We start from the raw sequence: 24875 nt of genomic DNA, 5'->3' as shown, positions 1-24875 counted from the left end.
AGCGGCGGTTTTCCGGAGAACTTCTAAAGAGGAACCGGGCCCTGTCTGCCGTCTGGACCGCTCCCATGGATGGCGATGGCGCGAGGAACGAACGCTCGGCGCGCCTCGACCGGGTGCACCTCTCCTTCGAACCGGACCCGGGCGATTGCGACAACATGAAGAGGCCTTCGGCATGCTTGCATCGTCGACATTCGTCACCACCGAGAACGCGCTTCGCTACAAACAGGCGCTGGCGAAACATTTCGCGCACAAGATCACGGTCCACGAGACCGCGAGCGACGCGACCTTTCATTTCGACGCCGGCACCGGGCGGGCCGCGGTTGGCACAGACGGCTTGTTGCTCGAGGCGCACGCGCCGAAGGCGGCCGATCTGGAAACCATCCAGTCCGTGCTCGAAAGCCATCTGAAGCGCTTCGCGTTTCGCGAGCCATTCGACAGGCTCGACTGGCAGGGGTGCGCCTTGCCGGCCGTGCCCATCACCGCCGCACGATCGTGATGCATGCGCGCCTTTCCGTTTCATGACATGCAGGCCGCGACAGATCACCGGCACCGGTCCTTGCCGCAGCAAAGCCATGACTTGATCGATGCGGGCGGGCTCGCGCACCGGATCTGGATCAAGGCGTTCGGCGCGGCGCCGGCAGCGGGCTGGCCGACCCTCGTCCTGCTCGATGGCAATGCGAGCGTGCCGCTCGCCTCGAGGCTCGGCGAGAAGGAACATGCCGGCCCGCTTCTGATCGTCGGTATCGGCTATCCGGAGGACGACCGCCAGACGATCATCAGACGGCGCTACCGTGACCTCACATCGCGTGCGTCCCGGGACGGCATTCCGACTCGAGATCCGCAGACGTCCTACGAGACCGGCGGGCGGGACGCTTTTCTCGCCTTCCTCACCGACCGGGTTCTGCCGTTTGTCGAAACTCTTGCGCCCCTCGGTCGAACGACGCTTTTCGGCCACTCGCTCGCCGGCCATCTTGCCGTCAACGCCGTTCTGACCAGCCGTTTTCCGGCTCGATCGATCGTTGCCGCCGACCCTTCGGTCTGGTGGAACAGGCATGATCTGATGCGCGATGCCGAAGCGTTCCGCCAGACGAGCCTTGCGGACCATCGCGGCGCGGTCGCCCATCTGCGGATCATGATGGCGGGGCGGCGGCTTGAACGCGAAGGGCTCGACGCAGACGCAAGGCGTCGGATCGAGATGTTGCGGACCGGTCCGGGCGGCGCGGATCTGGCGGCCCGACTTTCAGGCGACCCGCGTCTTGTCGTCTCGCTCTCGGTTCATCCTGAACAGACCCATGGCTCGATTGTGAGGCCGGCGATCGACGAGGCGATCCGTCTTGCGGGCATGCCCGGATGACACAGGGTGGAACGCGCTCGCGACGCACGCCGATCCGGCGGAAACGCGCGTCAAAGCTTGTCGAGCGGACAGGGTCGGTCCTTGCGATCGCAGCGCCTGCGATAGACATGCTCCCACCGCGCGAGACGCCCCATGCCGTCGAGCCGTTCGATCAGGATGCGGAACAGCGCCTTGCGCTCGCCTTTGCTGCGGCGACGCTTGAACGTCTTCTTGTCTGCCTTCGTCATGCCGCAGCCCACGCAAATCCCGCCCGGGCGTTTGCAGATGCCGATGCAGGGCGATGGCGCCTTGCGCCACAAACCGGCCATGTTCAAAACGTCCTTCGTCGTCTTCGGTTCTGGAAAGGATTGCCGCCTTCACGACCCCATGCGGCGTGAAGCCTCGCGAAAGAAGCCGCTTCTGCCGCACGTCCGCGGCAAGCCGACACCACGGCACCACCGGCTTCCGTCGCCGATTGCGCAGCGCCCGGCAAGCTGGTATTAAGGTGGATAAGGATTGTCAAGTTTAGAACCATTCGAAACTGCACGAGGATCGCGGCTTTCATGAGTGCCGTTTCTGTTCAACGCAAGCCCCTGCCGGATGCGTCCACCGAGAGCGCCGTCATCCTGCCGTTCGGCAGCCGCGGCTGCCCTACGACCGCCCGCCGGAACTCCGAGATCAGCGCCGGCGATCTGGACCGGTTGAACCGCTTGCGCTGGCTGGCGCTGAAGAGCAAGCTCGCCCCCAAGCCCGATATCGAGCGCGCCTGTTTCCTCCTGTCCGGAACGCAGGAGCGCGCGATCGAACCGGTCGCCAACGCCTTCTTCCGCGGTCTGGTCAGTCACGGCTCGCGGACCATCGATCTTCACCGGCCCGGAACGCGGAACCCGTCGAGCGACGAGATCTGGATGCTCCGGCTCCTGAGTGCGTTCGACCGGGGCGAAGAGAAGGAGGGCGCGGCGCTGGTCTCGTGGAGAGTGCGGCCGCAGGGACGCCGTTGGATGCGCTTTCTCGCAGCATCCCTCGCGGCGCTCGTTTGAACGAACAATCGGGTGCCGGCTTCAGTTAAACGTGCAATTCATGGCTCGGGGGTTGTTTGCCCTGTCATCCGCATGCTCTAGAAAGAGCCCTAGAGACTCCAGACCATACGGACCTCGATCCCATTCGATATCCGTGATCACCAGCAAACCGAAGGAGACAATCATGGGCCTCGTCGCCGCGAAAATGGAACCGAACGCCAAGCAGGAAATCGTCGAAGGCCTTACCCAGGCGCTCGCCGAGACGACCGTCACCACGATGAAGGCGCAGAACTTCCACTGGAACGTCACCGGCATGGCATTCGGGCCGCTTCACGAACTGTTCCAGAAAATCTACGAGGATCATTTCGAAGGGCAGGATTTCCTCGCCGAGCGCATCAAGTCCTTCGACGCCCATGCCGAGGGCCGCTACGCGGTCTTCCTCGAGCGCTCCGTGATCGAAGAACATGACGGCCATACGGACGCGAAATCCATGGTCGAGATCATGATGAAGGATCAGGAAACCCTGTCCTCCACCCTGTCGGCTCTGGCGGAAGTGGCCGAGGAACATGGCGACTGGGCGACCAACGACATGGCGACGAACCGGATCGAGGTGCACGACAAGTTCGCCTGGATGCTGCGCGCCCACCTCAAGACGACGGCATAAGTCGCCCTAGACCGGCTTCGTCGACCCGCTTCGTCAAGAGGGCGAGTGAGTGCGGGTCGATTCTAAAAGGAAGGGCCGCGCGCTCCGCAAGGAGCGTGCGGCCTTTTTGTTTGCGCGGCGCTGAACCGCGCAAGGGCCCGTCACGTCGTGCGCCCGACCGGGCCCAACCCACTCAGCGGACGAGGGCCGCCGTCCTGCGCCTTGCCGGGGACCCCTGGCCTCCGCGCACCTATCCTTCTTCGATCTCGATCGGACACGGAACGCCTTCGCGTTCGCATTTGTGTCGATAGGTGTAGGCCCAGAACGCCGGGTTGCGGCCAGTCTCCTCCAGCCGGCCGATCAGCGCGTTGATGAACGCCCTCTTCTGCGCCGCGCCTCCCGAATGGGGAAAGGCCTGTTTCTCCAGCTTCGTCATCGAGCAGGCGATGCACCGGCCCTGCCGCTTGTATTTGCATACGTCGATGCACGGGCTCGGCGCACTCTCCCACGCCGCTTCTTCGCCGCCCGGTTCATCCCTGATCACTTGGCTCATCCACCCCATCCACAATCGACGCCCGCCGCAAGCGGGCAGCCTTGTTCGACATCGCGGCCGCACAGTCCGATTTCAAGTCGCAGTCCGGGCTCGTCGCGGGTCACGCCGCCCTCAGGCGGCGATCTCGCTGTCGATGCCGAGCGTGCGGTGGAGATAGGCCTTGTTCTTGGTCAGGTCGGCAATGGTGAAGCGGCCGAGCGTGGAAAGAAAGGCGTTGAGGGCTTCGCGAAGCGCGCTGTTCAGCTCGCAGCTGTGGATGAGCGGGCAGTCCGAACCCGACTCGAAGCATTCGGCCATCGAAAATCCCTCTTCGGTCAGCTCGACGACTTCCCGGAGATTGATGTCGCTCGCATCCCTCGCAAGGCGAATGCCGCCGCCCCTTCCCCGTACCGTCTCCACCATGCCGGCGGCGACAAGAGGCTGCAGGATCTTGAACATGAAAGGCTCTGGCGCCGAATAGGACTTCGCGATTTCACCCAGCCGGCTGAGGCGGTCGGGTTTGGCAGCGAGATACATCAGGATCCGGATCGCGTAGTTGGTCTGGCGCGTCAAGCGCATGCGGTGGACCTCCGTTGAACAAGACTTTCTTCATCCAATTTAGAACCTTTCCAGTCTTTTTGCCAGCCCCTTTGCCGGACGCTCGGACCCCTCGTGGATCGGACGAAGTCCGCGGTCGATCCCCGCCTCGCGGCGAATCCTCACAGCAAGATTAAATCAGCTTTCGAATGCCGCCTTGTGAACACCGGCATCCTGCCCCCACGAGAGCCGGCATGGGCGCGTAAAACCGGGCTCACTTGCCACCGATCGGGGTTCGCAACGCCCGGACCAGCAGGATGGCAAGGCCGAGAAACATGCCGACCGCCAGATCGTCGGCCACCACGCCGACGCCTCCGGCCATGGCCTCCATCCGATCGAAAGGCCAAGGCTTCAGACGATCGAGCAGGAGGAAAAGCGCGCCGAAGCCGGCGGCACCGAACCACCCCGTCCTGCCGAGCAGCGCCAATCCGGCCAGATATCCGGCGACCTCGTCTGCCACGATCCGGCGGTCGTCCCGGATCGACAACAGATCCTGCCAGGCCTCCGCCGACCATGCACCGACGATCGCGACCGAAAACGCGGCCAGGGCAAGCGCCAGGGCCGAGCGTCCTGCCAGAAGAACCGCAAGCGGCCAGACGCTGGCAACGGCCAAGCTTGCGCGCAGCGGTTCGACAAAACCGGCACCGAACCAGCTTGCGATCAGCAGCGCGGCATGACCCCCAGGGCCGATGGCCTCGGGAAGCAAGGCGATCGAGAATTCAGGCAGCATGGATGGGTCAATCCCCGGGGCGAGCGCGAATGTCGTGCGACATCCGGGAGATTGTTCCGCAATCGCACCCTTCAAGTCCTCTGAATCCTCGCCCAGGCACCGATTGCACGGGCGGTCGGCGGAGCGGACACGGCATTGGATCGCCTTATATCGCCGGCAAAGGGCGTGCGCGGCCGCAATGCGATGGCGGTCTGCGGCACTGTCCGGCGGCAGGGCTGCCGTGCCCCCCCCGGCCCATCCAGCCGCGCCCGGCGACGATCGAGAGACGTTCGTCCTCAAGCATCGACCCGACAATCGGAATTGCCTGCCGGAAAGCCCGATGCGTGACATCGAACGGATTGTCACGGCCTCGTTTATCGGAAGAGGCGCGCGATGCTCTAGAAGCCGAGGGCCTCCTCGCTGAACTCGACGACGGCCATCCGAACGAGGGGGATCGACAGGGAGCACACGAAGCCGTGCGCCTCGTAGCGCAACTCGGCCTTGCCGCCCATTTCCCTTTCGATACTGAGGTGCAGCAGGCGCGAGCCGAAGCCCTTGCGGTTCGGCGCCTGCACGACCGGGCCGCCCTGTTCGGACCAGTCGAGCGTCAGGGTCGAGGGATCGGCGTCCCGTTCCCCCGGCAGAAGCGCCCAGGCGACGTGGACCGAGCCGGTCGGCACGGAGAGCGCCCCGTACTTGGCGGCATTGGTGGCGAGTTCGTGGATGACCATGCCGAGCGCCAGGGCTTCGCGCGGCTCGAGGGACACGCTCGGGCCCTCGATATGGATCTGCGCTTCGGAATAGGGTTTGAGCTCGTGCTCGAAGAGTTCGCGGAGGCAGGCGACCTCCCAGCCTCCGCGGGTCAAAGCATTGTGCGTTTCCGACAGTGCGAGAAGGCGCCCTTCGAAGCTCACGCGGAACTCCTCGGGGCTGTTGGCGTTCCGGGCGGTCTGCCGGGCGATCGACTGGATGGTCGCCAGGGTGTTCTTCACGCGATGATTGAGTTCGTTGACCATCAGGCGCTGGCGCCGTTCGCTCAAGGAGACGGCGGCGAACGCCTCGTGCCGGTCCGTCACGTCGAGGATGACGCCGATCATCCGCCGGGGACGGCCGCGCCCGTCGCGCATCACCCGACCCCGAAGATTGACCCAGCGCGCATCCTCCGTCAGGCAGTATTCCGCATTGTAATCCGAACCCGTCGCCAGTGCGGCTTCGAAGACATGGTCACGCTTCTCCCGTTCTTCCGGCGACAGCCGGAAGAGAAATTGCTCGTGCGTGAAATCGTCCTCGCGCTTCACGCCGCAAATATCCTTGCCCCGCGGGGAGATCTGCAGGGCGTGCGTGCGAAGGTCGAGTTCCCAATAGCCGACGCCGCCCGCCTCGAGCGCCGAGATGACGTTGGCCCGCTGGTCGGAGAGGGAGGCCATCAGCGCCAGCAGCAGGATCAGGAGCGTGCCGCCGGCAACCGAGACCGCCAGCACGTAGGGCGGCGCGCCGTATGGCTCCAGCCGGACTTCAAGCGTGGGAATGAGTTCGAGGGCTGCCATGGCCGTATAGTGCATTCCGACGATCGCCGCACCGAGGATGAGGGCAGCGATCACGCGCAGGCTGAACGACGGCTCCCGCCGCGCAACGAGAAGAGCCGCCGTCGAGGCGGCGATCGCGATCAGCAGCGACAGGACGACGAGGCGCGCATCGTAGCCGAGGGAGACGGCGGTGCGCAGCGCCGCCATGCCGACATAATGCATCAGGCAGATACCGATGCCCATGACGCTTCCGGCGATGAAAACGTGCGAAAGCCGCGCATTGTCGCGCGACGCGAAGAAGAAGGCCGCGCCCGTCGCCCCGATCGCCAGAACCATGGAGAGGAATGTGAGGAGCGGATCGTACCGCACGGCCGATCCCGGGTCGAAACCCAGCATCGCGACGAAATGCATGGACCAGATGCTGAGGCCCATGGAAAGCGCGGCGATGGCGAGCCAGACAAGCCTTGCCTGTCCCGGATTGGCCCTCACACGGCGAAACAGATCGAGCGCCGTCCATGAACCGAGGACGGCGATGAGGAGGGACAGCAGGACAAAGATTGGATCGTGGCTTGCGTTCATCTGGTCCTGTTGTCGAAGTCGAATCGCGGCTGCCCCAAGGCAGGAGAAGACGTGATCCTCGAATTGGTCAAGCACCTTTCGCTTGAACCCGACCTGAACGACACGCCGTGTGTCATCCCGGTAATTCAGGCATCCGGCATTCCCGATCACCCGGACGCGCGTTTCCCTACCGGGCATGGGTTCTCAGGCGCCTCGGGGCATGCGACGGCTCAAGCCTTGCACAAGGCCCGGATGATATCCATTTAAGCAGTGTGCAGCGCGCAGCCTTACGGGGCTCGCGCGCCAAGAGCTTCTCGGTTCGTTGACCACGGATGTACTGGCATTCAAACCGAGACAGCTGCACCGTCCTCAACGGACGCGCTGAGCCGCCGAAGGAAACTTCTGGCGGCTTTGTTGTGTCCGCTCGCGATTGCGCGCGAAGACGCCCCGGACGGAAAGCCGCTTCGGACCCTTTGTTGTCCGGCACGTTCAGAGCCGCCTTGCCATGCCATCATGCGCGTCGGGACCGATGACGAGGTGGACGTCGGCTGCGCGACGAAAGCTCGGGCGATCAGCGGGACGGCAGAGCGGACTTCCGGCGCGAGATTTTGGTCGATCACCGCATCCATCGTCCAGGGCCTCAGCCGACACGCGCATCCTGCCGATGCCCTTGCAACTCCGGGCGATCGAGACAAGGGACACCATCGCCCCAACACGCCCCGCTCTCGACCGGAGCCGTTCGGCCCTGACGGGGCTGGACCTAGCCCTTGACCCCGGCCGAGACCATCACCGCGTCCGTCACGCGCTTCTGGAACACGAGATAGGCAAGGATCACCGGCGCGGCGGCCAGCAGAGCCAGAGCCATGATGCGACCGTAGGCGATGCCGAAGGTGTCGTTGACCTGCGTGATACCCACGGGGATCGTCATCATGCTTTCGCTGCTGGCGATCAGGAACGGCCAGAAGAAGTTGTTCCAGGCGCCGATGAAGGTGATGATGGCAAGGGCCGCGGTGATGCCCCAGTTCAGCGGCAGATAGAGCTTGAACAGCAGCGTGAACTCTCCGCCGCCGTCCAGAAGGACCGCCTCGCGCATCTCGCGGGGAATGGCATCGAAGAACTGCTTGTAGACGATGATCACGACTGGAACGACAAGCTGCGGCATGATGATTCCGGCCCAGCTGTTCACGAGCCCGAAATCGTTCATCAGGATGAACTGCGCGACATACAGCGCCGGGATCGGCACCATGAAACTGGCCACGATCAGGAGATAAAGCAGCTTGCGGCCCGGAAAGCGCAGCTGCGACAGGGCATAGGCGCACATCATGCCGGTAAATAGCACGACAGCCGTGATGATAACCGATGTACCTACCGAATTCAGATACCAGCGCGGGTCGCACCACGTCCTTGCACTCGCGCGCCAGGCGCAGGCTGAAGGCCATGTTCTCGAACACGGTGAGATGCGGATAAAGCGCGTAGGACTGAAACACCATCGCCACGCCGCGCTTGGCGGGGTCCTCGTCCGTCACGTCGCGCGAGCCGATGCGGATCGTGCCCGTGCTCGTGTCCTCCAGTCCCGCGATCATCCGCAGCAAGGTGGACTTGCCGCAGCCCGACGGTCCGATGAAGACCGCGAATTCGCCCTTCTCGATGCTGATGTCGACGCCGCGGATAATCTCGACCACGCCGAAGGATTTGGTGACCGCTTCCAGCCGAACGCCGCTGTCTGCGTTCATCTGCTGTTGTTCCGCAATCTCCATCGTCACTGCACGGCAATGCGGATCAGGTGATAGGACAAAGGCGGCAGCTCGGCCCGCAGCGTGCCGTCGTCCACCGACAGCCTGTCGCCCTTGCGCGGGGTGATCCGGAAGGGATCGGCGCTGGTATTGGCCTCGCGCGCGCCGATGCCCTCGCCGCCCAGCACCTGATGGTCGATCAAGCGGGCGTCCCGAAAGCCGTTCAACGCCAGATCCAGCTCCATGGCCTCGTCTGGGCTGCGGTTGATCGCGAATATCGCCAGCGACCGACCGTCCGCCGCGTGCACCGCGGCGATGTCGAGATAGCTGACGTCGTGCGCGACCTGCGCATTGTAGCGCGGCCCGTCCACCGCCACGTCCAGCGCCGTACCGCGCCCGTAGAGGCTGGCGAACTGATAGGGGTGATAGATCGAGGTCGCCCAGGCCTTGCCGCCCTTTTCCGCGCGGATCGGGGCGATGACGTTGACGAGCTGCGCGATGCAGGCGATCTTGACCCGATCCGAGCGCCGGATGAATTCGTTCAGCAGCCCGCCCACCAGAAGCGCGTCTTCCAGATTGTAGTCCTCTTCCAGAAGCTCGGGCGCCTCCGGCCAATCCCATTCGCGCCAGTTGCGGGTGTCCTGCTCGCGGTTGTGATACCACACGTTCCATTCGTCGAAGCAGATATGGACGTCGTTCTTGGCGCGCTTCTTGGCCTTGATGAAATCGATGACGCCGCCGATGGCCTGGATGTAGCGACCTGTTTCGTCGATCTTGGCGAAGTAGTTCAGCGTATTATGGCTGGTATTGCCAAAATACTTGTGCAGCGAGATGTAATCGACATTCTCGTAGCACTCGTCCAGAACCTGTCGCTCCCACTCGGGATAGGTGGCCATCCGGTCGTTGGACGATCCGCAGACAACCGTCTCGATGCCGCGACCGAAGGCCTTGACGGCCTTGGAGGTCTCGTCGGCCAGACGCCCGTATTCCTTGGCCTCCTTGTGGCCGATCTGCCAAGGCCCGTCCATCTCGTTGCCCAGGCACCACATCTGCACGTCATAGGGATCTTCGACACCGTGCTGGCGGCGCAGATCGCTCCAATAAGTGCCTCGGGGGTAGTTGCAATATTCGACGAAGTTGCGTGCGTCCTCGATGCTGCGGGTGCCGAGATTGACGGCCAGCATCATCTCGATCCCGGCATCTTTGGCCCAGCCCGCGAATTCATTGATCCCGACCTGATTCGTCTCGCGCGATCGCCACGCCAGATCCAGCCGCACCGGCCGCTGGTCCCTGGGGCCGATCCCGTCTTCCCAGTTATAGGCCGAGACGAAGTTGCCGCCCGGATAGCGGATCGCGGGAATGTCGAGGGCGCGGACGAGATCCAGCACGTCCTCGCGGAACCCCTGCGCATTCGCAGTGGGGTGATCGGGCTCGTAGATGCCGGTGTAGATTGCACGACCCATATGTTCGATGAACGCCGAATACAGGCGGTCGTCGATGCGGGCGATGGTGAAATCCTTGTGGATTGTTGCGCGCGCCTTCACATGTCCCTCCCCCTGGATCCGTCGGAAGGAAGGTACCGGCGGGGTCAGCTCGCGATCAATTGATTTGGTCCCCATCCTCCTTACCAGAATTGGTAACGCCGTTTTGATCGAGGAATGTCTTGACCAGCGAGAGCATCAGCTTCGCGCCCGCCGAAAGACTCCGGTCGCGTGGGCGCAGGACGTGATAGGGCTCTATGATGATGGGTTTGAGGGTCTTCAACAGCGTCAGATCGGCGGAGAATGGCGGCCTCAACAGCAGGTCCGCAACCTCCTGCGTGACCGCCGCAATGATATCGGAATCGCGCAGCAGCGCCATGATCGCCACGACCGAGGCGGTCTCGATCAGATCGCGCGGCATGTCCACGCCCTCCCCGCGAAAGGCGATCTCGATGGCATGGCGGATCGGAGCGCCCTGCTCCTGCATGGTCCAGGGAAGGTCCGCGATCTCGGCAAGCAGCAGCCGGTCGCGGTGGGCCAGCGCATGCTGGCGGCGAACCATCAGCAGAACGGCCTCGTCGCGAGCGGGCGACACCTCGAATTCGCGGGCGTCGACGCCGGGCGCAACCCGGCAGATCGCAAAGTCGAATTCGCCCCGCTCGAGCCCCCACATCAACCGCGAAGAGGATGACACATCCAGCGACACCTTCAGGAAAGGCGCCCTCTGCTTCATCTGAAGGGTGGCGGGAATGACGGCAGCCAGCGCCGCGCCCGTCACCGCGCCGATCCGCACCGAGCCCGCCGCGCCGTCGTGATGGGCCATGAAGTCATGCGCCATCTGGTCGATCTCATGGACGATCTTCAGGGCGCAACGCCCCAGCACCTTCCCGGGCGGCGTGGGCGTCATGCCCTTCGCGTCCCGCTCGAACAACGCGACGCCCAGCTTGCCTTCGATCTCGGACAGCATCCGCGAGGCGGCCGGCACGGTCATGCCGCAAGCGTGGGCGGCAAGGCTAAGCTTGCCGAGACGTTCGATGGCCGCGACCAGCCGCAGTTGCACCGGCCTGAGAGATCGAAGGTAAAGCTCCATTGCCCAGTCTCCATGCATCGAGCAAGCGCAGGTCCGCCCGTCTGCCAGTATGGCCCCGGCGCTTCCCCATACGCTACCTGGAATGTCTTTCATGCTATCGCAAGGGAGGGAGACGCGTTCCGGGCAAGACCATGAGAATGTCCTGACACGCGTGTCGTCAGCCCGGTCGGCTAGGACAAGCAGGCTGCATCTTCGTGCTTGTGTCCGCACGTGTCTGCAGCGCGTCGTTGATGCGCGCCAGGTTCAGCATATTCACAGCCGTTTCGGCAAACGCCGCGGTAGCTGCATGAGCCGACCTGTGCCACGGAACTCTCATCCAGCCGCGACCGGAATTCGGCTGATATCGGCCCGCCACCCAAAAGGCCGCCACCCGCTCGCACAGAGAGGGGAACAGCGCCAGCCCATCATGCGTCACCTCCATGTGGAAGAGAATCACTCGATGCGGCGACGCGCTACCCCTGAGGCTGGCTATCGGTGCGATGCACGAAGCGAAACCGATCCGTTCCGCCGGATGCAATTGCGTCGATCGGTGACGGTTTGCCCGGGCAGCCACGATACGGAGCCCGTGCACGCCGAGCGATCTCGTGGTAGCGTCGGGCAATGTCGAATGCTTTGAGACTTGCCAGGGGACCGTTCGGCCGTGTTGCGCTTCTCGACATGGATCGCCCCCTCGTGCGTCACGCGCACCCGCACTGCCACATTCTTCTCAAGGTCGAGGGGGCCGATACACAGTTTGCCGTCGGCAATCGCATCGTGCCTCTCACGGACGAGAGCGCCGTCCTGATCAATGCGTGGGAGCCTCATTCCTACTCCCATCACCAGAACCAGCCCGCCACGATCATCCTCGCGCTCTATATCGAGCCGCGCTGGCTCGGTGAATTCCGCCCGAACTGGAAGGCGAGCGGCGCTCCGGATTTCTTCACGCGGTCGGTCGATGCGACGAGCCCCGCAATTCGCAGGCTGACCCGACAGCTCGCCGAGGCGATGGTTCATCAGCCAGGCGGCGCGGACGAACACGAGCGCCTTCTGGCGGACCTCATGATCGCGGTGATCGAACGCTTTGCCGATTGGCGTGGCGTGCCCTCCTCCCTGCGAGCCGCCGCCTCCGCGATCATCGATCCCCGAATCAGAAAGGCAGTCCTGTGGATGCAAGCCGATCCCGGCGCGGTGTCCGATATGAACAGTATCGCCGTCGCGTCCGGCCTGTCGCGCGCTCAGTTCTTCCGCTTGTTCGAGGCTTCGCTCGGCGTCAGTCCGCGCGTCTACCTCAACGTCTTGCGCCTGGAGCGGGCGGTGATCGCCGTGAGCGACGGAACCGCCAGTTTCACGTCCGTCTCCCAGACTCTCGGCTTTTCGGTCCCGGCGCATTTCTCGCGTTTCTTCCACGACCATGCCGGCTCGCCTCCATCGACGTTCCGCAATGTCGCGCGATTGCAGAGCGTCGATTTTGAGACGCTTCGGTAAGTCGCGCGACGCCTCGGGATCGCGCCCGGGGGCCTTCCGTCCCTAACCTCCCAATCAAGACATTCGGAGGAGTGTCAGGGAGGTTCAATGACGATCAATCCGCCAACCGATCGCTGGATCGGCCGCTCGGTGCCGCGTGTCGAGGACGCGGCGCTTCTGACCGGCCGCGGCCGCTTCATCGATGATCTTGCGACGAGCACGACAACGCTCGATGCGGCGATCGTCCGCTCGCCGCACGGTCACGCAACGATCCGTTCGATCGATCTTGCCGAGGCGTTGCAAAGCGAGGGCGTCGTCGCGGTCATCACCGGCGAGGACATCAAGCGGCTGACCCGATCGATGACGGTCGGTGTCAAGGCGAACGTGGAATGCTGGCCGATCGCCACGGACCGGGTCCGATATGTCGGAGAGCCGGTCGTGATCGTGGTGGCAACGAACCGCTATCTCGCCGAGGATGCCGCTGAGCGTGTCGTCGTCGACTACGAGACGCTTGCCGCAGTCGTCGAGCCCCTCGCGGCGCTGTCGAGCGACGCCCCTGTGCTCCATCCCTCGCTCGGCTCCAATCTTATCAACGAACGCTCGTTCTCGTATGGCGAACCGGAGGAAGCGTTCGCGCGGGCTCCCCACCGTATCGGCATCGAGACCGTCTATCCGCGCAATTCGTGCACCCCGATCGAGACCTATGGCGTCATCGCATCTTACGATCCGGGCGAGGACGCCTACGAGATCGAAGCCAATTTCCAGGGACCGTTCTCGATCCATGCGGTCGTCGCCCGAGCCCTGAACGTGCCGGGCAACCGCATGCGGCTGAAGACGCCGCCCTCTTCCGGCGGCAGCTACGGCATCAAGCAAGGCGTGTTTCCCTATATGATCCTGATGGGGGTGGCTGCGCGCATCGCCGGCCGCCCGGTCAAATGGATCGAGGATCGGCTCGAACATCTCTCCGCCTCGGTTTCGGCGACGAACCGCGTCACGAAGCTGGAAGCTGCGGTCGAGGCCGATGGCCGGATCACGGCGCTCGCCTGGGATCAGCTGGAAGATTGCGGAGCTCATCTGAGAGCCCCAGAACCGGCGACCCTCTACCGCATGCACGGCAACATGACCGGGGCCTACGCGATCGAGAACGTCTCGATCCGCAATCGCATCGTCCTCACCAACAAGACGCCGACCGGCCTCAACCGCGGCTTCGGCGGACCGCAGATCTACTTTCCTCTCGAACGCCTGATGCAGAAGATCGCGTGGGAACTGTGTCTCGATCCCGTGGCGGTCATTCGGCGCAACCTCGTTCCCGCCGATGCCTTTCCCTACCGCACGGCGATGGGTTCGCTCCTCGACTCCGGCGATTACGAGACCGTGCTCGATCGCGCGATCACCGAGGGCGGTCTCGCCGAACTGATCGAGCGGCGCAAGTCGGCCCGGTCCGAGGGGCGCATCTACGGTATCGGATTTGCCGCCGTGATCGAGCCGAGCGTCTCCAACATGGGATACATCACCTCCGTCCTGACGCCCGAAGAGCGCGAAAGGGCCGGCCCGAAGAACGGCGCGCAGGCAACGGCGACCATCGCGATCGATCCTCTTGGTTCGGTGTCGGTGAAGGTTGCCTCGGTGCCTCAGGGTCAGGGGCACCGCACCGTGCTGGCGCAGGTCGTCGCCGATGCATTGGGACTGGAACCGGGTGCGGTGTCGGTCGTCGCGGACGTCGACACGGGCCGGGACGCATGGTCTATCGCGTCGGGCAACTATTCCAGCCGTTTCGCGCCGGCCGTGGCCGGAGCGGCCAAACTCGCGGCGGACCGGTTACAGGCAAAGCTCGCGAAGGTCGCGGCCGGCAAGCTCAACACTGCGCCGGAGGATATCGCATTCGCAGGCGGACGGGCGTCCTCGATCAAGAACCCGGACAATTCGGTCTCCTTCCCGCGTGTTGCCGCAGCCGCCCATTGGGCACCCGGGACCCTGCCCGATACCGTCGATCAGACGATCCGCGAGACCGTGTTCTGGACGCCGGACGAACTCTCGGCTCCGAACGCCGCAGACGAGGTCAACTCCTCGCTGTGCCACGGTTTCATCTTCGATTTTTGCGGGATCGAAATCGATCCGAAGACCGGCGAAGCCCGGATCGACCGCTACGTGACGATGCACGATTGCGGCACGATCCTTCATCCGGCCATGGTCGATGGTCAGGTGCGCGGCGGGTTCGCTCATGCGCTCGGCGCGGCGCTTCTGGAAGAATATGCCTATGGCGCGGACGGAAGCTTCCGGTCCGGAACGCTCGCCGACTATCTGATCCCGACCGTGATGGAAGTTCCCGAACCCCTGATCCTCCATCACGAAACACCCTCGCCCTTCACACCGCTCGGCGCGAAGGGCGTCGGCGAGGGCAACTGCATGTCGACGCCGGCCTGCATCGCAAACGCGGTCGCCGACGCGATCGGGGCGGAAAATCTCACCCTGCCGCTGACCCCATCGCGGATAAGGGAACTGATCGCCGACGACGAGCCGCAAGCCAAGAACCCGCCGCGCGGGAACGACAGCTCGAAGCGGGCCGGCCCGCGAAAGCTGACCGGCGAAGGCTCGGCAACGGTTGCAGCGCACCGCGAGAAGGTCTGGGCGATGCTGCTCGACCCGAACACGCTCGATGCCATCATTCCCGGCTCGCACGGGGTGCGCAAGGCGTCCGACACCCATTTCTTGGCCGACGTGACCCTCGGCGTGGGCCCGGTGAAAGGCCGCTACAAGGCCGACATCGAACTCTTCGATCTCGACCCGCCGAACGCCGTCACCCTTCGCGGCAAGACGACGGGCGCACTGGGTTTCGGCGAAGGCGAGGGCCGGATCACGCTGAGCGATGCAGGCTCCGGCAAAACATTGATTTCGTATACCTACGAAGCGGGAATTGGCGGCAAGGTCGCCTCCGTCGGCGGGCGTCTGCTCGACGGCGCGGCGCGTGTCGTCATCGGCCAGTTCTTCAAGGCCCTCGCGAACCATGCCGGCGGCACCAGCGTCCCGGGCAACGGTCTTCTTGCGCGTCTGCGAGCGATGATCGGAGGTGGCGCATGAAACCGGCTCCGTTCGATTATGTGCGCGCCGAATCGCTGGATGAGGCTTTGAGCGCGCTTGCCGAAGGCGGTGACGAAGCCCGCGTCATCGCGGGGGGGCAATCGTTGGTTCCGATGCTCAACATGCGCCTCGCGCGCCCTGCGATCCTCGTCGATGTAATGCATATCAGGGGGCTCGACCGGATCTCGGAGGCGAAAGGCCGGATCGAGATCGGCGCGGGCGTGCGTCAGGTCGCGCTGGAACGATGGGCACCGCTTTCCGGCATGCTGCCGCTCGTTGCCGCGATGTTGCCATGGGTCGGGCACGCCCAGATCCGCTCCCGCGGCACCGTCTGCGGTTCGCTCGCCCATGCCGATCCGAGTGCGGAATTGCCCCTCGCTCTCCTCGCCCTCGGTGGCGAGGTGCGGCTGCGCTCGAAAAAGGCCAAACGCGTTCTGTCAGCCGCCGACTTCTTCCTCGGCATGATGGCGACTGCGGTCGGTCCCGGCGAGATGATCGAGGCGATCAGTTTTCCCACCCATGCGATAGGAACGGGAACGGCCTTTCGAGAGATCGCCCGCCGTCATGGCGACTTCGCCATCGTCGCCTGCGCGGCGGTCGCAAAACCGGGTGGCGCGGTTCGCCTCGCGGTCGGCGGCGTCGCCGATATCCCGCAGGCTGTCGCGCTGCCGGATCCGTCCGATCCCGGTTTCGACGACCAGCTCAACGAATTCGCCTGGAGCCTCAACGCTCGGGACGATCTGCACGCGAGCGCACGCTACCGCCGCGATTTGGTTCGCGAACTCGGGCGGCGCACTGTGGAGGAGGCTATCCAATGCCGAAGCTGACGAAAGACACGACGCACGAGATCGCCTTCACGCTGAACGGGCGCAAGGTCAACGTACGGGCCGAACCCCGTATGCTCCTGACCGACCTGATCCGCCATGCGGTCGGCGCGACCGGCACCCATGTCGGTTGCGAGCACGGGGTTTGCGGCGCCTGCACCGTCCAGATCGATGGCGAGCCGTCACGCGCCTGTCTGATGGTCGCGGCGCAGGCCGAAGGTGCGGATATCCGAACCGTCGAGGGGATCGAACCTCGTCCCGGCGAACTGTCCCCGCTCCAGGCGGCGTTCCGCGAGCACTTCGCGCTCCAATGCGGCTTCTGCACCGCCGGCATCCTGATGAGCCTCGACGCGCTCCTCTCCCGAAATCCCGATGCGAGCGAAAAGAACATCCGCGAACACCTGTCCGGCCATCTCTGCCGCTGCACGGGTTATGCGCCGATCGTCAAGGCAGCGCTCGCCGCCCAACGGCACTTGAAGGAGGAACTTGCCCATGCTTGATCTTGGAACCAGCTTCATCGCAAGCGTCGAGCGCGACCCGACGGCTCTCGCGATCTGCGATGGCGACCTGGAACTCACTTACGAGGTCTGGTTCGGCAAGGTGTCGGCCCTTGTCGCCGGTCTCGACGAGATCGGTCTGAAACCCGGCGACCACGTCCTGACTATCCTGCAAAATCGCTGGGAGAACGCTTCCCTGCATTGGGCCTGCCAACTTGCCGGACTGATCGTGACGCCGCTCAACTGGCGGGCAAAACCCGAGGAGATCGACTTTACGATCGAGGATGCCGAGGCCAAGCTCGTCGTCTTCGAGGCGATCACGGCCGGTGCCGTCGCGCAATCGAACAAGGCTGCGAACCTGCCTCGGCTCACGCTCGGCGAAGCTGCGGATGGCATCCAGTCCCTCAGCGCGATGATGGAGGCGTCCGCACCCGACGCCTCGCCACGGGCGAAAGCCGACGACTGGTCGCTGATGCTCTACACATCCGGGACGACGTCCAAGCCGAAGGGCGTGCCACGTCGTCACCATGCCGAGCGCGCTGCAGCGATCGCCCATGTGGCGCAGAACCTTTACCGGCACGGCGAATGCACCCTGGGGGTCATGCCGCTCTACCACACCATGGGGGTGCGCTCGCTTCTGGCGAGTTCCGTCATCGGCGGTAATTTCGTCTGCCTTCCGCGCTTTGATGTCGAAGGCGCGCTCGCGACGATCGAAAGACGAAGCGTTACCAATCTCTATCTCGTGCCGACGCTTTATCACGACATCCTCCACCATGAGAACTTCGCGAAGGATAGGGTCGCATCGGTCACAAAGCTCGGCTTTGCCGGCGCCTCGATGACCGACGGCCTGATGACGAAGCTGCAGAAGGCGTTCGAGCCCGAGCTATTCGTCAACCACTACGGCTCCTCGGAAGTCTATACCTTCACCATCGATCAGAACGCTCCGGCAAAGCCAGGCTCGGCGGGCCGCGCCGGGATCAATCAGCGGGTGCGGGTGGTGCCGCTCGGAGCGAAGGATGCGAGTACGCCGGCCAAGGTGGACGAAGAAGGCGAGATCATCGTCGCACTTCAAGGCGACGAAAGCTTCGAGGGCTATTGGAACAGGCCCGAAGCCGACAAGAAATCTCTGCGCGAGGGCTGGTACTTCACCGGAGACACCGGCTTCTTCGACAAGGACGGCGACCTCTTCGTCACCGGCCGGGCCGACGACATGATCATCACCGGCGGCGAGAACGTTTCGCCTGTCGAGGTCGAAAGCTGCCTGTCACTTCATCCGCATGTCGTCGAGGTCGCAGTCGTCGGCCTGCCGGACGAGCGCTGGGGCAAGATCGTGACCGCCTTCGTCAAGCGTTCGGCCCCGGTCGAGGTCGACGATCTCGACGCCCACTGCAAGACCTCGGGCCTCGCCAATTTCCGTCGCCCTCGAGCCTACGTCTTCGTCGAAGACATTCCCAAATCGCCGGTCGGCAAGCTCCTGCGCCGCAAGCTCGTCGCTGGCGAATACGCCGTAGAGGCCGGTTCGCACGCGGAACGTCAGACCGCACTCTCCTGATTCAATTTTCCGAAAGACCCGTCCAGCCATGAGCAAGACCTACACCTTCACAGATCCGCGCCTGTCCGAACTCGACGGCTTTCGCGTCGAAATCTCAGCGGACAAACGACGCGCCGATGTGATCCTCGATCGCGCGCCGCTCAACGTCATCTCGATGGAGGCGCGCGATCAGTTGCGCCTCGTCTTCGAGGCTCTCGACGAAGACGCCGATGTACGGATCATCGTCCTGTCAGGCACCGGCGAGCATTTCTCTTCCGGCGGCAACATCAGGGGCTTCATGGAAGCAAGTCCCGAACACGTCTCGAAGCTCGCCTGGAATGTCGCGGCTCCGGCCCGCTGCTCCAAGCCGGTGATCGCTGCCAATCGCGGCTACACGTTCGGCGTCGGGTTCGAAATCTCGCTTGCCTGCGATTTCCGCATCGTCTCGGAGACCTGTCGCTACGCGCTGCCGGAACAGAAGCTCGGCCAGATTCCCGGTTCGGGCGGCTCGGCGCGGTTGCAGAAAATCGTCGGCGTCACGCGGACCAAGGATATCGTGATGCGCTCCAAACGCATTCCCGGTCGCACGGCGTACGATTGGGGCATCGCGACCGAGTGCGTCGAGGACGGAGAGCTGGAAGCCACGGTCGATGCGCTCGTCGACGAGCTTCTGGAATTTTCCCCGCTCGCCCAGCGCACCGCCAAGAAACTGCTCAACGATACCGAAGACGCCCTCTTGACCACCGCGATCGAGATCGAGGGGCTGAACTACAGCCGTCTGCGCCAGTCGGATGACTTCAAGGAAGGCGTCGAAGCCTTCCACGAGAAGCGCAAGGCAAGCTTCACCGGACGCTGAGCGCATCGCCATCAATTCGCGTGAAACCCCAAAAGGCGAGGAACCGGGGGGGGTCACGTTCAACACAGGGAGGACATTATGGAAACTGGAAAGCACGGGCTCATCGAGCCCGGCCCCGGCATCGGTGCCGGACTTCGAGATCTGACAGGCAATATCAATCTGAAGACGGCAAGCGCCGGGCTCGTCGCTGCGATCTTCGGCTGCTCGGGACCGGCGCTGATCGTGATCGGCGCAGCCGACGCCGGCAGCTTGACGAACGGCCAGACCGTCGCCTGGTTGCTCGCGATCTACGGCCTCGGCGGCCTGATCAGCCTCTTGATGGGTCTTTACTACAAGGTGCCGATCACCGGCGCCTATTCGATCCCGGGGGCAGCGCTCGTCGCCGGTTCGCTGGCGGTGTTTCCGTTCGATCAGGCTGTCGGCGCGTTCATCATGGCCGGCATTATCGTCCTCATCCTCGGTGTCACCGGGCTGATCGGAAAGGTCATGCGTTGGCTGCCGATGCCGATCGTGATGGCGATGATTGCCGGAGCCCTGATCCGGTTCGGGATCGGCGCCGTCAACGCCGTTTCCGCACTTCCGATCGTCGTCGGCGCGGCGGTGGTCGCCTTCTTCCTGTCCATGCGCTTCCTGAAAGCCGTCCCGCCGGTTCTGTCGGCCCTGGTCGTCGGGCTGGTCGCCGCCGCCGTCATGGGGTCGTTTGGGGGGAGCGACGCCGGCATCAGGTTCGTGCTGCCGGAATTCACCGCGCCGACGTTCTCGATCGACGCCTTCCTGGCCATCGCCATACCGCTCGCGATCCTCGTCGTAGGTGCCGAGAACGCCCAGGCGACCGGCGTTCTCCTCGCCGAGAAATACAAAGCGCCGGTCAATGCCATGACCATCATATCCGGCGTCGGAGGGATCCTTGCCGGCTTCCTCGGCGGCCACAACGCCAACATTGCCGGTCCGATGACCGCCATCTGTTCTTCGGACCAGGCCGGCGAAAATCGGGACGGCCGCTACGCCGCGACCGTCGTCAACGGGGTGCTCTTTGCAGCCTTCGGTATTTTCGCCGGCGCGGTCGTGCCGCTGATCCTGATGCTTCCCGGACCACTGATCGGCGCCGTGGCCGGTCTTGCGATGATCAATGTCCTCGTCATGGCGTTCCAGTCGGCCTTCTCGAAGGCTGCGGGCTATCAGATCGGCGCCTTCGTCGCTTTGATCATCGCCATGTCGAACATCTCGATCCTGGGAATCAGCGCTCCGTTCTGGGCGCTGCTTATCGGCGCGACCGTCTCCATGCTCGTCGAGAAACCGGCCGTTTCCAAAGACGACGGTTCTGCGAGCGTCGGTGCGAGCTCGGTCGCCTGACACATCGGTTTCCAACATCGAACGAACGCCGCGCCCGAGCCATCGCGCTCAGGCGCGGCATTCGTTTGGCGATGCTGGATGATTTCGACGGAACGAGCCAGCGCTCGTTCAAGCGCCCGTTCGTTTGCGTCTTGCCGTCACATACCGGCCGATCCGATTCCGGCCGCAACCGCGGTAAACCGATACTGATGTGCGTCTGTCGGTAATCAGACACCGAGCGTTCACGGGCCAGCGGAGCTTCCGGCCGGGCGAGCGTCAAAGCCCTTCGTCAGGTTCATCTCGCTCAGCGGGAGGGTCGTTTCGCCTGCAAGCTGGTCGGCGGTTCGGCAACTTCCTCAGGCGGAACGACTGGAACGGAAGCCAATTCATCCCGTTGCCTTATTAGACGGCGGGGAATCTCCAGTTCCACACGAAGGGATCTCCTCCATGGCCGATTCAATGCGGGGCTCTGTGCTCGGATATCGGCGGACACCATTTCCGAGGAGATTGACGTGGGCAAGTTACCGAAAACTGTGATGAGTGGACTGTTGGCACTCTCCTGCGCATGGCCCACATCAACCTTGGCCGCTGCGATCACCAGAGACGATGTGAACGGGGCCAAGCTGGCCGAGCGATCGGACGTCGCTGCAGGCGACCTCAATCCGGTGATGATCAAGGCTCAGATCCTGCTCGACCGGTCCCATGTGTCGCCGGGAGTCATCGATGGTTACAACGGCGAGAACCTCACCAAGGCGCTTTCGGCTTATGAGACGATGAACGACCTGACGGTCGACGGCGAACTCGACGAAGAGGTCTGGGAACTGCTGGGCGGCGAGAAGAACGCCGATCTGTTGGTCGAGTACGAGATCACCGCGAGCGATACCGACCGGGATTTCATCGACGAAATCCCCAGCGATTACGAAGAGTTGGCCGAACTCGAGTCGGTGGGCTTCACCAGCATCGAGGAGATGCTGGCCGAACGTCACCATATGGATATCGAATTGTTCAAGGCCTTGAACGACAGCAAGGAGTTGACCGAGGGCACGACCATCCTCGTGGCCGACATCGGCGATGCGCGGACGGGCGTCACGATCGACCGCATCGAGGCTGACAAGGACCGCGCCCAGATCCGCGCCTATGACGAGGACGACAGGCTGATCCTTGCCTATCCCGCGACGATCGGCAGCGAAGAGAATCCGTCCCCCGAGGGCACGCACCAGATCAAGGCGATTGCCATAGACCCGACCTATTCGTATCGCCCGAGCGAGAACTTCCAGCAGGGCGACAATGATGAGCAGCTGACGATCGCTCCGGGTCCCAACAACCCTGTCGGCAACGTCTGGATCGACCTGTCGGAGCCGACCTACGGCATTCATGGCACCTACGAGCCGGCCAAGATCGACAAGGCTGCGTCGCACGGTTGCGTGCGGCTGACCAATTGGGACGCCAGGGAACTGGCTGAACTTGTGGAGACCGGAATCGACGTCGAATTCGTCGACTGAGACCGCGATATTCGAGCCTGTTTCCCCGACATGTCGCGGCTGCGGAGCAGATCCGGCCTGGACTATCGTGAAAGATTGCCGGAATCGAGGATGATGCGCTGTTGCACTCAATCGTTCGCTTCCCGCCGGTGTGATGCACGTTCGGTTGCCGATATCCATCGGATCTTCGGTCGCGCGGGAGGCTGCCCTCGTGGACGCAGGTCAGCGTCGCGCCTGACGCGACATTGAATCATCGACAAGGAGTGAGTTCTACCGGGCTGCATGCGTCACCTGTGCTGAGACCCAGCTGGCTCCGACGCTGAAGAGGGGTGAGAGCGTCACCCTCGACGATCGCGGGGGGGTGACGAAAGAGTGGAGGCCGCCGAGATCCGGAAGGAGAAAAGGCGCCGGGTTCCCGGTCCCTCGGTTCCGCAACCCAGACCCAATTCCGATCGGTTCTGCCCAGTCGAACCCCATCGTCGAGCGGCAACCGTGCAGCGTTTTCCACGCCATGAGGGCGCCACAAGACCCATCCGCGAACTCTGCCGCGCAACAGAGGGTTGGGTTCATCCCCAAGGCAGCTACACCGGTGCCACCCCGGACAGATTATCATCGAGCCGATTGGATGGTCGCAGACGAGAGGTTTGCACCCCGACATGGGAATCGTGACGCGAAAGACCTTCGGATCAGTCTTTATTCATACCTGCTTCGTTCGCCCGCGATGTTGTGTGGGACATTTGTGGCCACGGGAGCGCGACCACCATTGCCGTTCGAGCCGGATGGTTGACAGACCACGTCGAACTTCAGCCCAGCGTCACGGCGTATGTCCAACGCTGCCCGATCAAATCGCGTGATCTGCCAATCTGGTTACATCGGGTGGTTCAGCCGGAGCCGGCAAGCGCGGAGTTTTCCTGGAATTCGTCGTAATCGAACGGGTCGGTCTGCTCGACGTCGCCTTTGGCGTAGGGAAGCGTGTACTCTGATGCGTAGGGCGTAAACTCATATGCTTGGACGCCATATCCCGTGAACGGATAGGCATAGTAGCCGTCGGCTTCGAAGGCGATATCCGGCTGCACGATGACGGCCTGCAACGTACCCTTCTGGTCGAAGGCGAGATCCGCGAGATATCCGTAGTCGGTGCCGTCGTTCAGGACGACGTCGTCACCCATCATCGCAGATACGCGGTAGCTGTCTTTCGAAACGCCGTTGCCATCGCCTTCTCCGAAGATCGAGTAGGCGTCCGTGTCATCCTCTTCGATCGCGGCCGTCACCCCATCGGTGCCGGGTGTCAGGTCCAACCTGTCGAAGGGGATCGAGATGACCGTCTCGCCAATACCGAGAAACCCATCGGAATTGATGATCACACGATCGATGACGCCGTTCCCGCCAACGACAATATTCAGGACCTCGCCGATCGGCTCTCCGTCGGTCCCCTGCACATCTTCGTCGAGAAGCCCCTCGGCGGTGAAGCCGTCGGCATAGTTTTCGATATCGAAGCCTGCCAGCGCCGCGACGGACGTGTCCGGCTCGTCGCTTCGTTCGGACGACGCCGAGCCTGCGGTGCCGCTGGATCCGTCATCCTGCGCCTCGGCTGTAGGAAGGCAGGCCACCGTCAGCGAAGCAGCCGCGACGATGCCGAGTAAAGCGGGGTTTCGATGGAACAGCATGATGTGTTTCCTTTGAGTTGCAGGGGTTTTCCGGAACGCACCGCATCGTGCTCCCCGTCGAATGGTCGCTGGTTCGAAGAGGTTCGAACGCGACCGGGCGGCCAAACGGACGCGGCTTTTCGACCGTTTCCGCGCTCAAGACGCGCAGGCATGACGGAAGGATCATCGTCATGCCCGCTTCCTTGGTCCCGATCGGCTTACGATGCGGTGACCTCTCGGGATTTGGGAGTTACTGCGCGGGCTTGTCGAGGCCGAGATCGCGCATCTGCTGCTCGACCATCATCGGATCCCACATCTGCGGCGAGGCCGGATCGGTCTGCGTGGCCATGTACCCGGTCTGCGCCGGCTCGCCGGCCATTTCCTCGACGGTCTTCGCGGTGCCGTCCGCCGTTTCCGCGTCCGCACTGCGCGATGCATCCGATGATCCCGGGCTCGTAGCAGCGACTGCGATCGGCGCGCCGATGCCGAGGAGTGCACCGGGCGGATCGACGATCATGAACACCGGATTGCCGGCGGCGTTGGTGCCTTGGAGAACGAAAGCGCGTTCGACGACCGTGACATCGGACATGCCGGCGCCCTTGGCGCTCTCCATCGCGCTGTCGCGGGCCATCCGGTCATCGGCGCTCGACGCCGAGCCGCTCGACTGCGCATCCGTCTGCGCGGCGGGTGCCTGCGATGGGTCCTGGGCGAAAACCGGGGAGACGAAAAGCGCAAGCGCTGTGGCGGTCGAAAACAGGAACTTCATGATGTCCTCCTTTTGAATGTTTCGATGCATGAAAGCGGCGAACCCGATGGGGTCCGCGCAATCGATCGGCGAGAAAGGGAGGGACGCTCCGAGGAGAGCGCAGCGCCTGTTTCGTTCCCCGTCTCCGCCTTGGTCTGGTTCCCTCCACGGAAACCAAACCCTTTCGAACGACCAGCAACGATCGGTCACTTCGAAAACAT

The 24875-nt window shown here is 63.6% G+C and carries 22 protein-coding genes and 2 pseudogenes; 13 read left to right on the top strand and 11 right to left on the bottom strand.

Features of this window, described 5'->3' with window-relative positions:
* The first annotated feature begins 172 nt into the window (after positions 1 to 172).
* Entirely contained in the window at positions 173 to 496 is a 324-nt protein-coding gene (locus tag U0C82_RS16895) for a DUF2218 domain-containing protein (protein WP_322188760.1), read from the top strand.
* Between the two features lie 81 nt (positions 497 to 577).
* Positions 578 to 1354 carry an alpha/beta hydrolase gene (locus tag U0C82_RS16890; protein WP_322188759.1) on the top strand — a complete coding sequence of 259 codons (777 nt, stop codon included), beginning with the start codon at positions 578 to 580 and terminating at the stop codon, positions 1352 to 1354.
* Positions 1355 to 1404: 50 nt separating this feature from the next.
* Here the strand turns inward: U0C82_RS16890 and U0C82_RS16885 are convergent, their stop codons facing one another.
* Positions 1405 to 1662: a DUF1289 domain-containing protein gene (locus U0C82_RS16885; protein WP_322188757.1), complete on the bottom strand. Its 258-nt coding sequence runs from the start codon at positions 1660 to 1662 to the stop codon at positions 1405 to 1407.
* 234 nt (positions 1663 to 1896) lie between these two features.
* Here U0C82_RS16885 and U0C82_RS16880 point away from each other — a divergent pair, with 234 nt between their 5' ends.
* Together U0C82_RS16880 and U0C82_RS16875 are read left to right on the top strand one after the other, a co-directional pair.
* Positions 1897 to 2373, top strand: coding sequence for a hypothetical protein (locus U0C82_RS16880; protein WP_322188755.1), 477 nt, complete (start codon positions 1897 to 1899; stop codon positions 2371 to 2373).
* 163 nt (positions 2374 to 2536) lie between these two features.
* Positions 2537 to 3016 (top strand): Dps family protein, encoded by a 480-nt coding sequence (locus U0C82_RS16875; protein ID WP_322188753.1) that lies wholly within the window; start codon positions 2537 to 2539, stop codon positions 3014 to 3016.
* Between the two features lie 229 nt (positions 3017 to 3245).
* Here U0C82_RS16875 and U0C82_RS16870 read toward each other — a convergent pair whose 3' ends face one another.
* The 4 genes from U0C82_RS16870 to U0C82_RS16855 all read right to left on the bottom strand — a co-directional run bounded on the left by U0C82_RS16870 (position 3246) and on the right by U0C82_RS16855 (position 7013).
* On the bottom strand, positions 3246 to 3557 hold the full coding sequence (locus tag U0C82_RS16870; RefSeq protein WP_322188751.1) for a DUF1289 domain-containing protein: 312 nt from the start codon (positions 3555 to 3557) through the stop codon (positions 3246 to 3248).
* Positions 3558 to 3659: 102 nt separating this feature from the next.
* The gene (gene rirA, locus U0C82_RS16865) at positions 3660 to 4106 is read right to left on the bottom strand and encodes an iron-responsive transcriptional regulator RirA (protein WP_322188749.1); all 447 of its coding nucleotides are present in this window, start codon (positions 4104 to 4106) and stop codon (positions 3660 to 3662) included.
* 232 nt (positions 4107 to 4338) lie between these two features.
* A complete protein-coding gene (locus U0C82_RS16860) occupies positions 4339 to 4854 on the bottom strand; it encodes a phosphatidylglycerophosphatase A family protein (RefSeq protein WP_322188747.1) in 516 nt (171 codons plus the stop codon).
* A 377-nt stretch (positions 4855 to 5231) separates the two neighbouring features.
* Complete coding sequence (locus U0C82_RS16855) at positions 5232 to 7013, bottom strand: MHYT domain-containing protein (protein ID WP_416186705.1); 1782 nt, start codon at positions 7011 to 7013, stop codon at positions 5232 to 5234.
* On the opposite strand from U0C82_RS16855, the gene U0C82_RS16850 reads away from it, so the two are divergent.
* Complete coding sequence (locus U0C82_RS16850) at positions 6990 to 7184, top strand: hypothetical protein (RefSeq protein ID WP_322188743.1); 195 nt, start codon at positions 6990 to 6992, stop codon at positions 7182 to 7184. The genes U0C82_RS16855 and U0C82_RS16850 overlap by 24 nt on opposite strands.
* A 493-nt stretch (positions 7185 to 7677) precedes the next feature.
* Here the strand turns inward: U0C82_RS16850 and U0C82_RS16845 are convergent.
* From U0C82_RS16845 to U0C82_RS16830, 4 genes and pseudogenes are all read right to left on the bottom strand, one after another.
* Positions 7678 to 8301: pseudogene (locus U0C82_RS16845) on the bottom strand (carbohydrate ABC transporter permease); the annotation flags it as partial.
* Between the two features lie 19 nt (positions 8302 to 8320).
* A pseudogene (locus U0C82_RS16840) lies at positions 8321 to 8650 on the bottom strand (ATP-binding cassette domain-containing protein); the annotation flags it as partial.
* Positions 8651 to 8676: 26 nt separating this feature from the next.
* Complete coding sequence (gene arfA, locus U0C82_RS16835) at positions 8677 to 10194, bottom strand: arabinosylfuranosidase ArfA (RefSeq protein WP_322188741.1); 1518 nt, start codon at positions 10192 to 10194, stop codon at positions 8677 to 8679.
* Positions 10195 to 10249: 55 nt separating this feature from the next.
* Positions 10250 to 11431, bottom strand: a complete 1182-nt coding sequence (locus U0C82_RS16830; protein ID WP_322188739.1) for a LysR family transcriptional regulator — start codon at positions 11429 to 11431, stop codon at positions 10250 to 10252.
* Positions 11432 to 11821: 390 nt separating this feature from the next.
* On the opposite strand from U0C82_RS16830, the gene U0C82_RS16825 reads away from it, so the two are divergent.
* From U0C82_RS16825 to U0C82_RS16790, 8 genes are all read left to right on the top strand, one after another.
* Positions 11822 to 12685, top strand: a complete 864-nt coding sequence (locus U0C82_RS16825; RefSeq protein WP_322188737.1) for an AraC family transcriptional regulator — start codon at positions 11822 to 11824, stop codon at positions 12683 to 12685.
* Positions 12686 to 12772: 87 nt separating this feature from the next.
* Complete coding sequence (locus U0C82_RS16820; protein ID WP_322188735.1) at positions 12773 to 15742, top strand: xanthine dehydrogenase family protein molybdopterin-binding subunit; 2970 nt, start codon at positions 12773 to 12775, stop codon at positions 15740 to 15742.
* On the top strand, positions 15739 to 16569 hold the full coding sequence (locus U0C82_RS16815) for an FAD binding domain-containing protein (RefSeq protein ID WP_322188733.1): 831 nt from the start codon (positions 15739 to 15741) through the stop codon (positions 16567 to 16569). Before U0C82_RS16820 ends, U0C82_RS16815 begins: the two co-directional genes overlap by 4 nt.
* Positions 16557 to 17066, top strand: a complete 510-nt coding sequence (locus U0C82_RS16810) for a (2Fe-2S)-binding protein (protein WP_322188731.1) — start codon at positions 16557 to 16559, stop codon at positions 17064 to 17066. The genes U0C82_RS16815 and U0C82_RS16810 overlap by 13 nt, the downstream gene beginning before the upstream one ends.
* The gene (locus U0C82_RS16805) at positions 17059 to 18615 is read left to right on the top strand and encodes an AMP-binding protein (protein ID WP_322188729.1); all 1557 of its coding nucleotides are present in this window, start codon (positions 17059 to 17061) and stop codon (positions 18613 to 18615) included. The genes U0C82_RS16810 and U0C82_RS16805 overlap by 8 nt, the downstream gene beginning before the upstream one ends.
* Before the next feature lie 28 nt (positions 18616 to 18643).
* Positions 18644 to 19450, top strand: a complete 807-nt coding sequence (locus tag U0C82_RS16800) for an enoyl-CoA hydratase/isomerase family protein (RefSeq protein ID WP_322188727.1) — start codon at positions 18644 to 18646, stop codon at positions 19448 to 19450.
* 78 nt (positions 19451 to 19528) lie between these two features.
* Positions 19529 to 20803: a benzoate/H(+) symporter BenE family transporter gene (locus tag U0C82_RS16795; RefSeq protein WP_322188725.1), complete on the top strand. Its 1275-nt coding sequence runs from the start codon at positions 19529 to 19531 to the stop codon at positions 20801 to 20803.
* 515 nt (positions 20804 to 21318) lie between these two features.
* The gene (locus U0C82_RS16790; RefSeq protein ID WP_322188723.1) at positions 21319 to 22284 is read left to right on the top strand and encodes a L,D-transpeptidase family protein; all 966 of its coding nucleotides are present in this window, start codon (positions 21319 to 21321) and stop codon (positions 22282 to 22284) included.
* 860 nt (positions 22285 to 23144) lie between these two features.
* Here the strand turns inward: U0C82_RS16790 and U0C82_RS16785 are convergent.
* On the bottom strand, positions 23145 to 23930 hold the full coding sequence (locus U0C82_RS16785) for a PRC-barrel domain-containing protein (RefSeq protein ID WP_322188721.1): 786 nt from the start codon (positions 23928 to 23930) through the stop codon (positions 23145 to 23147).
* A 229-nt stretch (positions 23931 to 24159) separates the two neighbouring features.
* A complete protein-coding gene (locus tag U0C82_RS16780) occupies positions 24160 to 24675 on the bottom strand; it encodes a hypothetical protein (protein ID WP_322188719.1) in 516 nt (171 codons plus the stop codon).
* Positions 24676 to 24875: the final 200 nt, after the last annotated feature.

This window comes from Fulvimarina uroteuthidis (genome assembly GCF_034321785.1).
Lineage (GTDB): Bacteria > Pseudomonadota > Alphaproteobacteria > Rhizobiales > Rhizobiaceae > Fulvimarina > Fulvimarina uroteuthidis.
The sequence above is the reverse complement of the archived record's forward strand: the minus strand, read 5'-3'. Positions and strand labels throughout refer to the sequence as shown.